Genomic DNA, 13,323 nt, shown 5'->3' with positions numbered 1-13,323 from the left:
AAAAGTATTTCAGAGCACTCTCCGCACGAAAAATTTGCCACTTCAAGAAGTGCTTGAGTTTTTCTACAGCCTGAACGTTGAGTTCAGGGGGTGGCTACTATACATGCCTTTTTTGTGCAAACATGGGAGCGCAGCGACCGCACAAAAAGGCGCGTATAGTAGGCTGTCCCCTGGAACGACTCGTTAGGTTTGGGGCTCGCAGTAGGCCGGAACATGGCGCACACCCGCCACAGTTTCTATTTCTACATGCCGCTTGCCATCTATAGTCACAAATTTTGTTTCGCTGCCATCTTTGAGCCAAAGTTCATGTGATACTGTTTTTTCCAGGTTATTTCCAACGTTGAAAAATGAACCATTTTTTATAATTACACAATTCTCTGTGTATATTTTGACTGCAGATAATTGGCTCGATACCAGTATTCTACATACACAAAGACTTTACCGTCATCTGAAAGCAGCCCTTCAGAGTAACCGTTGCTTTCATATTCTCGCGACCAAGCCGGCTTTTTATCTGGTCTTGGAAAGGGATAATGAACACCTCGGTAGATCGCAACGCTCCACTCATCATCCCATGGATTCTCAGTCTTGTATTCTCGGCTGATGTGAGCGGTCCATTCTCTATTCTTTGAATAAATAGTATACGGCTGTCAGTCTGGAGGCTGATCACAATGGGCAACCAATGAGAATAGTAGTCCAAATATTAGAATCGTATATTTCATGGGTAACTTGGAAACCTAACGCCGTTCATAACCGGCGACTCCGAAGGAGGCGTCCGGCGCCGTAGGCGCGAAGTTGATGACTTGGTTATGCCACACCTTGCTGATGAATTGCAGCACTTACGCTTACCATAGGATAAGTACCCTGCATGTTTTTCCGGATTAGAGCCAGCTCCAGCGAAACTTGTTCAGCGGGGACATGTTGGTAATCGAGCTTATCACAAAGCTCAAGTAGAGATATTCGATACGAATAGTGCCATGCAGATCGTGGGCCATAGCCAAAAGCTTTATCAACAAGCAGCACCGTCCCTGGGATAGCGGCGATAATCGCTGTCATCACGACTGGAGATTTTGCGGTGGCAGCAAGAACTGAGGCGAAGCTGGCTCCAATTGCAATCCAAGCAAATATCTGTGTCATTAGAAAATACCGTTTTGCTCTGACATGATGATGCTGAATATCCTTCTCAATTACATTTCGAAGTTCAGTCATAATATGTACCCTTGAGTTGAAGAGGTGGCATAACGTCGCAATCAGCTGCGGCGAAGTTTGTGCGCTTTTTGCGCGATCATGGGAGCGCAGCGACCGCGTAAAAAATGCACAAACTTAGCTGTCGGATGCATTGCCTGGTTAAAGGGATGCCTCGCAGTGACGACAAACCTTTGGTTCTGTAAATACACCAAAACCTATTTGCTGAATAGGGGATAGTATCCGCTCATGACAGTACGGACACGTAGTTTTTTGAATTTTACGATTCGTCATAATTAGCGCGGCCACCAAGATTATTGCAACTGGCATTGTGATTAAACCTATCCCACCAGGCGGCAAGACAATAGTTGCTCCTACAACCCACAAAATAAATGCAGAGAAAATTAATCTGATACGTCTTTTGAGCTTATAAAAATCATTCTGCATCGATCGCTCCCTTTAACGAGGCTGTAGAAAAACTATTTCGGAGAATCAGCTCTTCCAGCCATATTTTGATTGATCATTGAGCCCGATTTAAACACAGTCCTTCCATATAGTCATCCAATCTGCGCAGTCAATCGAGAGGCTTCGTCAAGAGCCTTCTGGCTCAGTGAATCGCTCCATAATTCATCAGCTTTTCAATGTTATGCACCAAGCAGAACATCCTCCATTGCCCCTGGACCTTGTCCAGGCCGCGTAACGTGAATCGATTTAGGCCCTTGTTGGTGCCTGTATTGCCAAATACCGGCTCCACCACGGACATTCGGTGCCCGTAGATCACCTTTCCTTCCTGGCTGTCGACGCGTCGCTTCATCCAGTCTGTCGCAGTGTGGCCATTGGTCACTGTAATCGATACCTGGCGACCGTGCCCCTCCCTTGTGTCGGCGGCACTTGGATTGCGCATACACTGGTCTTTCAGTTGGCAGCTGCGACAGTCGGTCAGGTTACCTTCAAAGACCAGTTTTCTTTTACCTTTGACAGGTCGAGATTCACCAACGAACCAAAGAGACTTTCCGGCCGGACAGATACAGATCTTGTTCTTGGCATCGATTTGAAATTCGCTGGCCGGGATGATCTTCTTCTGGCCTTTGGCATTGTACTGATTCCGCTTACCATACTTCTTTTTCTGCTTAGAGAAAGCTTTGTCTCTGGATCGGAACTTATTGTCAGGGATGTAGGCGTTGATGTTCTCTTTGCGGAGATAATCATTATTCTCCTCACTGGAGAACCCGGTATCTGCGGTTATGATTACCTGACTTTTGAGGATATCGTCATGGATTCCGGTATCACGATACCGCTTTCTGATACCGTCCAGAATCGACTTCAACGTATGCTGTTCCTGGCCGGAGCCAAAGGCCTGGGCTTCGACAATGATCTGGTGTTCCTTATCGACGGCGGCGATACCGTTGTAGCCCTGTATTGTGCCTTTGCTGGTGGTCATTTTGGCGGATTCGTTATCGGTGATGTTGCTCTTTACTTCTTTCTGGTTCTTTCCTTGCCCCTTCCTTGGGGTTGCCGTCTTTAGGAACTGATCAATCTTGTCGAAGTGCTTTTGGAGGGTTTCAGTGGCCTGGGCGAGCTGCTTCTTTCGGTCTCGCTCTTTGGGCTTTCGCCCGTCGAGCCGTTTGTGCTCTTCGATGCAATGCCGGATCTTCTTCTGGATTTTGTCTCGCTTCTGTTCCAGTTCTTTGAAAGTGCCGGAATGCTCTTTGGAGGCGTCTGAGGGCATCTTGCAGCCGCCAATGGCAAAGAGTTCATTGCCCAGTAGGCCCTGCTGGTCGCAGACAAGCAGTACCTGCTCGAAGACAGACTCAATGGCGTCGGGGTAGCCGCTGACAAAGCTCGCGATACTGGTGAAGTGGGGGACGGCGTCGCAGGAGAGGGCTTTGAAGATGATGTTGTTTTCACATTGCCACTGGATCTCGCGGCTGGAGGTGATGCCTTTGGCGTAGGCAAACAGGATGATCTTGAGCAGAATCGCTGGATCGTAAGCGGCTCTGCCGCCCTGATCATTGCTGTATTTGTCGTAGAAGGGGGAGAGGTCGATACGCCCGTCGATCAAACGGTGGAGAGTGAACTCGAAAGTGCCAGGCTGGAGTTGGTCTTCGAAGTTAATGACGACCATGGCGTCCTGGCTGTAGCTGTATTTTCTGAAATTTGGCATATCCCCTCCCTTTGAGGGTCAAATTTTACCAAAAAACGCTGGGTTTTAAGAGTTTTTCTACAGCCTGAACGTTGCCAACTGCGGCAGCCCGAGCGTATTTTGCGCGAAGCGCTTTGCGTTGGCTGTCCGTCAGCTTGGCCTGGTTAAGAACCATCGCCACCACCGCTGGTGCTCCGCATTTCTGGTGTGTCCTTGCAGATTGCGCAATGTTGACCACGACGCGCCTGAAAGAACCGGGAAAAAATGAAGACGATGGCAGAAAGCGGCCCCCAAATTGCTGCTTGTACTAGTGAGTAGCTCAAGTCATAACCTTTGAGCATTTGTACGCCGAAAATAATAACAAATGCTCCGGCGAGAACAGTGAAAAAGCGCCTCACCCAGAATGCAGTACCCACAAATTTCTCCCTGTGTTCTTAACAGTTAATTCAAAAGACGCTGCTTTACATCTATGTGCTCACTATCTAATTAAGTACCATAGTCCCAAATACAGGCATTCGCTTTAAAAATCAATTAGTTAGAAGATTCTCCAGGCCTACCACCCCAGAAATAGATAATAGCTGCTCTATATCTCCCCAACGACTACAGCTATTGATCATATCGGTATCCCCATACAAACACTTGCGTAACCCTTCAGGTAGATAGAAGCAAGCGCTGCTGATCTCGGTAGAATTAGACGCCAGCAAAACAAACCCTGCGTTGAGACGGGTAGTCAGTAGCCACAAGGTAAAAATTGTAATGCAGCACGGCTCCGCGGGTTACAGTAGGGGTGGCGCGCTGAATGCTTATATCTGGTGGCCGTCCAACTTCTATCTTGCTACTTTGGCTGGTGATTGAACGTTATTGGCTTCGGGAGCGGTTCTTGGCTGGGACCGGCTTCGCTCATTCGCCTGCAAGCAGGCTCCTTACATCCAGGAGCCAAGCGATACCGGCTAGATGCCGATCGCGGCCAGCGGCCGCTCCTACAGGGAGGGAGTAGTTATCTCAAGGTTTAATAATGATAGCGGCAACAGGCTGGCTCCATGCATTGCGAACCAAACAATATCTACCCTCCAAATGTGTGGATCATCGACGGGCGGTGATCCGCTTCGGCATGCCTTGGCCGGAGATGCCGTTTTCTGACGCGTATGGCGATCGTCAGCCTCACGGGTGGCTTTTTTCTCCAATCACCGGCACCGCTGCCCGCGGAGCTGAAGGCAGCAGAAGCCGGACACCCACGAAATAAAAGGTATTCAGCGCTATCCTATTGCAACCCACAGAAGCGCCCAGACCGCAGATCCCAGTGATGGTTGTACGGCGCCGCCGGATGGCCGCCATTGCCTCACGCTGTTCCAACAGCCGGCGGGCTCGCTTTTAATGCTGGATGGATTCAGACTTCAGTCGATACCGTTAGTACTTGGGGAATCCACTATCCGGCAATCCTTAGCTGAGCGCGTTCATGCACATAGTCCAGATAGAGCGCCGATGTATCCAAACATTCGGCTATACCGGCTGCAATCCTATTCAATAACTCTGGCCGGGCTTCGATGCTTGGAACAATCACTCTCTGCAGCCAATCGTCTGCGTGGTGTTCATCGCACTCGGAGTGGACCGTGGTAAATTCGAGCTCGTCAGCGCTGAGCCCCATACGTTCCAGGCCCTTTTTCATGCAGATAACCCGATGCGTGCCCATTTGCTCCGTGGCAAACAGGGAGCCGACCAAGTGCCAGGGTTCAAGATAGTAGCCATAATAGAAAATAAGTGTACGGTCGTTCAGTGCGGGGTAGTCGTCGAGCCTGATTGGGTCAGCGGCCCTTTTTTTAACAGCCATCATCATTTTGCGCATCAGGTTGGCGTGTGGTTCTGGTTCAAATTCATCGTCTATATTCTCCTGAACGGCGCTTGCTGCATCGTCAGTGAACTGAACATCCAGAATTTTTTCCAGAAGCGCGATAAACTCCGGATAATACTTGTTCTCCAGCAGAAAACTGGCCATGTTGTCGATGTCGATAGTGCTGCTGATAAAATCATACCAGGGATGGGAGTGCGCCCGGTGAGCCGCAATACATTTATCCCAATGGATCGGTTTCGTAGCAAGCAATTCCTTTAGAAAAGGAGAGGGAGCCGTGAACGTTTGTTGGTGCCAATGTGACAGCATTCCTTCAAATTCTGACGGCAGTGAAGATCCCAATTGCTCGGCACAGGTTTTTAGAAGTTCAGTGGATTGCGTTATATCAATGGGAAGGTTAATGGTTTTCATTTTTGGCCTCAGGAATACTATGAACTTGGTTGAATTGAGCTGAACGCCCGTTTTTCCAACTTCTCAAAATAGCGATCACACAACCTCAGCTTTTTAGCATGGAGAATCATTGCGGTTCCAAAAAACAACTGCATGATGCTGCGGAACAGGTCTTCCCACCGATCCCTGATTTTCATCAACGGGCATACAATACATTCAACCAAGCGCCGATTTTCGGTATTTTGATTGCTGAAGACCAGACAGGGGCCGCGATTAGGGAGGGATCGGGTATGGACGATCGGACTGGAAAAACGATAATTTCGGAATAGGTGTTTAGTCAATTGCCGCATTGAAACCATCGCCAGGCCCTGCGCCGGGCAGGAGCGATTGGCCGTGACGCCAAAGGGAATAAAATTCGACTCCTTGATGGGGCATTTTCCCCACCTTTCCGGATCAAAGCGGGTCGGCTGGTCATAACCCAGCTTGTGATATTCAGGGTAGTTAAAGCAAACAACCGTATGTTTGGGTATGGTTTTACCTTTAAATTCGACGGTTTCGGTCGCAATTCGGTGAGCGATACCAAACAAGGGGTGCAGTCTCAGGCTTTCGTTGATCACGTCATCGAGATAATGATTATCCGGATTATCGCACAAACGCTCCTGACAATCCGGGTGTTGGGCGACCACAAGTGTCAGGTGGGCCATCGCCTCGGACATTTGCACAATTGCGGTATTAAAAAAAGTCCCTTGCAGATAGTGGGCTTGTTCAAGATGCGTCAGGCCATCTGGGAAAGTGTGGGGGAATTCACCCAGTGACAGCTTTTCCAGTAGAAAATTCGTCAACTGTTTGCGTCTGGACATGTTTCGTAGTTTTACGCATTTGAGCGCATTGACGACGTCCCTGGCGTGATTGACGATAAGCTTTCTTGTCTTATCATCACACTTTTCTTTAAATACGACCTGGTAAAAGAAGTCCGCCCAGAGAGACATAAATGCATCTCTCAAACGTATATGTGTCCACTTGTTTTTAGGGCCAAGACCTAGCTTTAGTGGGTCATTCCGGTACTGGTCGATCAGACTTTCAATGTCTTTCCGCGATATGGCCATGATCTTATGGCTGAAGCCCGCAAGCTGTCGGTAGCGTTCGCTCTGCTCAAGATGTTCTGGGTGCATTTCCGGTCCGGGGGACAACCAGTACCAGAAAAGATCGGACAATGCCGCACCTTTACTTCTTCCCTTCATGGCGGGATGTGCATAAAGGGCTTTGAAGTCTTCGGCGTCGAAGCCGTTACCCGGTAACTGGATGGCTTCTTCACCATTGATCCGGGTGAAAATATTCATCCTAAGTCGTATCACTAATGGCGGCAGCCAATAAGGTAGTGATAATAAGACTGCGAAGACTGCAATCAATAAGAAACTATCCATACTGTTTAGCCTCTTGGTTGTTGGGGGGTAAAGATCAGACCTGAATTGATGTCGTCACGATTTCTACAGCCACATAATCTGATGGAGGACAGCAGCTGTTTGTGTAAATGCTGAAAGACAGTCTGTACGCCTTGTTCTCCATCTACCGCCAGACCCCAGATCACAGGGCGGCCAATGGCAACGGCATTCGCGCCCAGTGCCAGTGCTTTTAGCACGTCCGAACCGGAGCGAATGCCGCCATCGACAAGTAATGGAATGCGACCATCCGCTGCCTGTGCCAGGAGGGGCAGGACGTGAATGGTGGCTGGTACGCCATCGAGTTGGCGGCCTCCATGGTTGGAAATCATGACAGACTGTAGATTGTGCTGAATCGCTAGCCTGATATCTTCAGGATGCAAAATGCCTTTCAGGATGATGGGGAGCTGCGTGTTGTCCCGGAGCCAGACAATGTCATCCCAGTTCAGCCCGGAATCGAAAGCGATGTCACGAAAGATGCCGTCTTGGTCCTTCATATTCGCACAGTACAAGCCCTCGGGAAGCTCGCTAAAGTTGTTGCGAATATCGCGCTCTCGGACGCCAAAAACTGGAGAATCCACGGTAACAACCAAACCTTTACAGTCGGATTTTTCCGCTCTACGTATCAGTCTACGGGTAAAGTCCCTGTCGGGTTGTATATAGATCTGCAACCAGATTCCGGCCCTTGGGTTAATCTCGTAAGCGGCTTCGGTGATCGTTTCAATGGCAGTATTGGAAGCCATGCTGACGATCATGAGGCTATTGCATCGTGCGATAGCTCTTGCCGTTGCCAATTCACCTTCGGGGTGTGCCAGTTTATGGAAAGCGGTAGGGGCGGCCAGTATCGGGTAATCGAGCTGGCTCCCTAGCAGGTCAATATTCAGATCTCCTTCAAAGTTGCCCCGCAACACGCGAGGCCAGAGTTGAAGGCCGTCGAACGATTGCAGGTTTGCGTTGGCGGTCACCTCCCTTTCGGAGCCACCGATGAAGTAATCGGCATGGGCTTTAGGAAGAAGCGCAAGAGCCTGTTTTTCCAGATCACTCAGGGAAATCATCGTGATACTCCCATTCAGGCTTCCGCTACTGCGGCCTGCATCGCTTCGTTGACTGCCAGGAACGTCAGGCACTGAGCCAGGTAATCCCGCAATGGAACGATATGCGATTCATAACGGTTCCATTCATTTTCCAGGTTTTCGGCCATGTGGTGGGTCGAGACATGTTCCCCACCCTGGAAGAAACGAATAACGGGATGCAGATATTGCGCATTTAATGCATTTTCGTGGTCGTCCTGGGCAACCCGGGCGATATCGATATTGAATGGATCAAATTTGTCGTGATCAGGGCCATACTCCAGCGTGATATTAAAGTAGGTGGGCATTTGCCGGGATAAAGTGTCGTGGGTATAGGCAACGGGCAGTTCTTCTATGTAGTAGCCCTGTTCCTGGTCAACGACTAACGTGTCACACAGAAAGTCAAACTGTTGCCATAGTGCCGATGTTCGGTTGACCCGATAGGCAATGTAATTGGCCAGCGCATCGGCATCCAGTGGTAGCTTATGTGTCGGTAAAGGGATGTGCTTGTTGCTAGCGCGCAGGATATGGAATAAGGATCGAACCGCATAGCGGAAACCATGCACAAAGCCGCAGGTGGATTTTTTAAAGTCGCGCTGCTGCATGATCGTACCGGCAAAATACAAGTTGGGCACATTAACCGACTCCCAACTACTGGTCATTTTCGGGAAGCGGTCATTGATGGCCAGCGCAGGGCGGCAGGATGCGTCAAATATAGTGGCGTCGAAGCGGAATCCGGTACATAGGATAACCCGGTCATAGCAGAGAAGTTTTTTGACTTCATTGGAACGGGAGAAACTAAAGGTAACCTTGTATTCATTGTCGACTTTTTCAATGTTGACCACATCTCCATCGAGCACCGCGTTTTGGGACTTAAGCTGGTAGGTATCCAGGAGGTTGTTATTCACTGCCCGCAAGTGACCCACGTAATGGGTTTGCCAGGCCAGGCGAATAGAGCTGCGGCCAGCGACGTGAATATACGCGGTTGTCTCTACCAGGTTATCGGCCGTCTCAAATGCCGAGTTGCCTTTCCCCAAAATCAGTACCCTTTGGTTAACAAAATCCATCGGGTCAATATTGGTGGTGGAATAGGGATCGCATAGCTCTATACCCGGAACGTCCGGCACGTTTTCCTTAGAAACCCCGGTAGCCACAATCAAGTGGCGACAGTGAAAGATTTCGCCGCCAATGGTGTGAATGGTAAATGTATCGTTCTTCTCGATTTTACTGACTTTTGTGTTAAAGCGAACGTTGATTTGATGTTCTTGATAATAATCTTCCAGGTAGTTAACAAAAGTGTCGGCGCTGGGGAAAAATTTATCCGAGTATTTAGTAAACAGGAGATCATCGTTACCAGACAAAAGGGAGTTCCAGTCCATTCTGAGATTGCGCTCTGAATCCGTGTCTCCCGTGTATTTTTTGTTAATGGAAATCAACTGGCGGTGGCGAGGGTATTGCTTGAAAAAGCTTCCGACACCTGATCCACCTTCAAGTATCAGATAATCTTCTTTATGTTCCTGCATGAGATGGCCTAACTGCAGCCCGGCAGGGCCGGCGCCAATGATGATATAGTCTTTAATCATTTCATACTCCAGAATCTATGATTGTACTTTCTTCCTCATGGGAGGTTGTGAAGGCCAATACCGATGCGAGCAATCCCCGGCACGGATTGGCATTGGTCATGGTGCAACGTCCCTTTCGCCACCACAGAGTGTTGGGCCGGGTGCTAAGGTGAGGTTGTGGTTGTCGATAACGCTTTTATTCTTATTGGTATTCCATTGAGAAGCCCTCCCTTTTGATGGTTACTTACCAATGGGGATACGTGACAGGCTTTTAGAAAGTTGCACCTTTCGAGAAAAAATTTATCTTTCATCATAAATACCTATTCGCTATAAAATTCGCAATTGATATTAAGTTTTGTACTAATAGCAAGTTTATCTCTAAGATCATAAAGACATTTTTTTTCAGTCTTTGATCTGATACTTCATCAGCGTCGCCGATGAGAAACTGGATAACGAGAAGCTGGACACCTTGATAATGAGAAGTTGAACACCCATCCAATAAATGACATTCAGCGCTATCCCTATTGCAGCCCGCGCAGTCGTCCTGCGTTACAATTTTTTAATTTGTGACATTGGCTGGTGATTGAACTGGGCCCGGCTTCGCTTCGTAGTGGGGGCTGATCGCGGCCATGGGCCGCTCCTACAGGGAGGGAGTAGTTATCTCAGAGTTTAATAATGGCAGCGGCCCCCGAGCAGGCTGGCTCTATGCATAGCGAATCGAGTAATACTTATCCTCCGCTCCACACGCTAAAGCGAGTCGCGGAGGATGTTTGGATTATCGACGGACCGGCGATCCGCTTTGGTATGCCGTGGCCGAAGATGCCGTTTTCGACGCGCATGACGGTGGTCAGGCTTGCGGACGGCCTTTTTCTCCATTCGCCGACACCGCTGACCGCCGAGCTGAAGGCTGAGATCGCAGCGATCGGGCCGCCCCGTTGGATTGTCGGGCCAAATCGCATCCATTATTGGTGGATTCCGGATTGGCACGCCGCTTTTCCCGAGGCTGAGGTTTACCTGGCTCCGCGCATCAGGGAACAGGCGGCCGGGCGCATCGATTTCGATGGCCGGCCGCTCGATACTAACGGCGGCTATCCGTGGGATGGGGAGATGGCGACGCTGGCGATCGCCGGGCGCTATATGACCGAGGTGGTCTTTTTCCATCGCCCGAGCCGCACACTTATCCTCACCGACCTTATCGAGAATTTCGAGCCGCACAAACTTGGGGGCCGCTTTGTGCGCTGGCTTACCCGGTGGGCTGGGGCCCTCGATCCCGACGGAGGCATGCCGCGCGATATGCGAATGACCTATTCGAAGGAGACGCTCCGGTCTGCGGTGGAGACGATGATCGGTTGGAATCCGGAGCGTATCATCCTGGCGCACGGTCGCTGGTATGAGAGGAATGGGGCTACGGAGCTCAGGCGGGCTTTTCGCTGGATGTTGCGGTAGGTCTGCCAAGGCCATTCGGCTTTGATGTGTATCGAATGCCGATCGCGCGACCAGGGGCCGCTCCTACATGGGAATCCGGAAATGATTTTACGGAGTTGGGGCCGCCGTCGGGCGGGGGGGTGTGGGGTGCGCCGTGCGCACCATCCAGGGCTGGTATGGGTCCGGTAGCCTTTGAGGTTTTTTTCGGGTGCCGATCGCGGCCAACGGCCGCTCCTACAAGGAAGGGGAATCCGGCGGTTAGAGACTGACTGCCATCGGCTCTGCCACTTCCCGCGCTTTTTCCTCTCCAAAGAGACTCGATACCAGTTGCAACGCAAACCCCATCGCTGTTCCGGGGGCCTGGCTGGTAATCAGGTTGCGGTCGCAGACCACTGGTTCGTCGCTCACGAATTTGGCCTGCTTCTGCAATTCCTCGCGGAAGCCGCTGTGGCAGGTGGCCCGGTAGTTCTTCAGCAAGCCGTGGCGGCCCAGGGCTATGGCGGGGGACGCGCAGATGGCGCCCAACAAACGGCTGCTGTTCAGTTGTTCCGCCACCAGTAGTATCAGCGCTTCACAGTCGTGGAAATGCTCCGCGCCCGGTGCGCCGCCGGGCAGGGCGATCAGGTCCCAGTCGGCTTCCGGGAGGTCGCGGAACAGGCGGTCCGCCTCGATGTGCACGCCGCGGGAAGCGCGGATGCGTTTTTCCGGCATCACCGAGGCCACGGTGACCTCGGCGCCGGCGCGGCGCAGCACGTCGATGATGGTGACGGCTTCGATTTCCTCGGAGCCCTCGGCGATGGGAACCAGTACTTTGGCCATGGTAAATTTCTCCAGATCATCAGGATTTCTTTGAAGATCGCGATTCTTTTGTAGGAGCGGGCCATGCCCGCGACAAATTTGTCGGGAACAAATTTGGACGCCGAAGGCGCCCGGAGGGTGAGCGCCAGGGATGGCGCGAATCAGCGGCCCGGCTTCGTAGAAAAGCAGATCGCGGGCATGGCCCGCTCCTACAGGGGATCGGCGTTGCCGATCATCAGATCCAGATAGACCAGAATAGCCGAATTACATTGGCGCCGAAGCTGTAAGTGGGTTCCTCTCCCGGTGTTATGTCACTGTCGCCGCCGTGTACCGTCACATCGCGGAAATTGTCGTAGTCGAACAGCATATAGTCCCAATAGAGGTTGACGGTGTTCTTGCGCTCCAGCAGCGACCAGCGGTCCGGCAGTACATAGGAGACGCCGATACCCACGGAGGTATTGCTAAAGTCGCTCAGTTCCTTGTCGCGGGCGCGGAAACTGGTGGCGTTGATATAGGGAAAGAGGTCGCTGTAAAAATCCGCTCCGGACTGTTTGTAGAAGCGCAGCTTGCCCTCCAGTATCCATTGGTCCTTTTCTTCCAGCGGATGGGTGTAGCGGAATTCAATATTGTCGGCGCGGATGCCCCAGCTGTCGACGTAGTAGCGGTACTCGCCCTTGATCGCCGCGCGGTAGGGCAGGCGGTATTTGCCGCGCAGGGCAACCGCGTCGCTGTTGCGGGTGGTGGGATAGAGTTCCGGCTGGTAGCTGAAGCCGGTGCCGGATTCCGGGTCCTGGTAGCGCACGCTGCGGTAGGGATTGTTGAGGAAGCCCTCGTCGGAGACGGTTTCCACACTCAGTTCGGCAATCAGCTTTTGGGTGAGTATCTGGTTCCAGTTCAGGGAGTAGCGCCGGTGTTCCGCCTGTGCGGCGAAATTGTCGTCGCCGTTGCGGAAGACGTCGTCGCTGCCATAGCTGACCCGCAGGCCCAGGGTACTGAGGTCACCGAAGAAACCCTGGCTGATGCCGAAGGATACCGTCTCCGCCTGGTAGTCGTTTTCCGAGCTGTTGGTGTAACCCAGGCTCAGGGTGGTTTTGTCCACCAGGTAATCTGCGCCCAGGGAGTATTCGTCCCGCTGTTCGGAGTAGCGGCTGGCGGTGGCCTCCACGTCGATGGAGGCACCGGAAATCATATCCACATAGTAATTGGCGGAGAGGGAGAGGGAATTGCCGACGTTCTTGCGCACCAGCACTGAAGGGCCGTCGATGGTTACCCCGCCGCCGCTGTAGGAGTGGTACATGGTGTCGGCGCGCTCTTCCGGCAGTACTGCGGCGCCGGCGGCGAGGGGGAAGAACACCCAGGCCCACAGTAACCATGTAGGAGCGGGCCATGCCCGCGACAAATTTGTCGGGAACAAATTTGGACGCCGAAGGCGCCCGAAGGGTGAGCGCCAGGGATGGCGCGAATCAGC

At 51.6% G+C, this 13,323-nt stretch carries 10 protein-coding genes; 1 reads left to right on the top strand and 9 read right to left on the bottom strand.

Annotated elements, in window-relative coordinates:
• Positions 1-804 precede the first annotated feature (804 nt).
• The 7 genes from PP263_RS17415 to PP263_RS17385 all read right to left on the bottom strand — a co-directional run bounded on the left by PP263_RS17415 (position 805) and on the right by PP263_RS17385 (position 9,653).
• Positions 805-1,206: a hypothetical protein gene (locus tag PP263_RS17415; protein ID WP_308365090.1), complete on the bottom strand. Its 402-nt coding sequence runs from the start codon at positions 1,204-1,206 to the stop codon at positions 805-807.
• Between the two features lie 583 nt (positions 1,207-1,789).
• Positions 1,790-3,346, bottom strand: coding sequence for an IS1182 family transposase (locus PP263_RS17410; protein WP_308365088.1), 1,557 nt, complete (start codon positions 3,344-3,346; stop codon positions 1,790-1,792).
• A gap of 143 nt (positions 3,347-3,489) precedes the next feature.
• On the bottom strand, positions 3,490-3,741 hold the full coding sequence (locus PP263_RS17405) for a hypothetical protein (RefSeq protein WP_308365087.1): 252 nt from the start codon (positions 3,739-3,741) through the stop codon (positions 3,490-3,492).
• A gap of 1,010 nt (positions 3,742-4,751) precedes the next feature.
• Positions 4,752-5,582: an iron-containing redox enzyme family protein gene (locus PP263_RS17400; protein WP_308365086.1), complete on the bottom strand. Its 831-nt coding sequence runs from the start codon at positions 5,580-5,582 to the stop codon at positions 4,752-4,754.
• Between the two features lie 17 nt (positions 5,583-5,599).
• Complete coding sequence (locus PP263_RS17395) at positions 5,600-6,985, bottom strand: cytochrome P450 (protein WP_308365084.1); 1,386 nt, start codon at positions 6,983-6,985, stop codon at positions 5,600-5,602.
• 5 nt (positions 6,986-6,990) lie between these two features.
• Entirely contained in the window at positions 6,991-8,055 is a 1,065-nt protein-coding gene (locus tag PP263_RS17390; protein ID WP_308365083.1) for an alpha-hydroxy acid oxidase, read from the bottom strand.
• 14 nt (positions 8,056-8,069) lie between these two features.
• The gene (locus PP263_RS17385) at positions 8,070-9,653 is read right to left on the bottom strand and encodes an NAD(P)-binding domain-containing protein (protein WP_308365082.1); all 1,584 of its coding nucleotides are present in this window, start codon (positions 9,651-9,653) and stop codon (positions 8,070-8,072) included.
• A gap of 654 nt (positions 9,654-10,307) precedes the next feature.
• On the opposite strand from PP263_RS17385, the gene PP263_RS17380 reads away from it, so the two are divergent.
• Positions 10,308-11,078, top strand: coding sequence for a DUF4336 domain-containing protein (locus PP263_RS17380; RefSeq protein WP_308365081.1), 771 nt, complete (start codon positions 10,308-10,310; stop codon positions 11,076-11,078).
• Positions 11,079-11,315: 237 nt separating this feature from the next.
• On the opposite strand, the gene PP263_RS17375 is transcribed toward PP263_RS17380, so the two are convergent.
• Positions 11,316-11,876 (bottom strand): DJ-1 family glyoxalase III, encoded by a 561-nt coding sequence (locus tag PP263_RS17375; RefSeq protein ID WP_308365080.1) that lies wholly within the window; start codon positions 11,874-11,876, stop codon positions 11,316-11,318.
• Positions 11,877-12,090: 214 nt separating this feature from the next.
• On the bottom strand, positions 12,091-13,209 hold the full coding sequence (locus tag PP263_RS17370) for a DUF3570 domain-containing protein (protein WP_308365079.1): 1,119 nt from the start codon (positions 13,207-13,209) through the stop codon (positions 12,091-12,093).
• Positions 13,210-13,323: the final 114 nt, after the last annotated feature.

It is taken from the genome of Microbulbifer sp. TB1203 (assembly GCF_030997045.1).
Taxonomy (GTDB): Bacteria; Pseudomonadota; Gammaproteobacteria; order Pseudomonadales; family Cellvibrionaceae; genus Microbulbifer.
The sequence above is the reverse complement of the archived record's forward strand: the minus strand, read 5'-3'. Positions and strand labels throughout refer to the sequence as shown.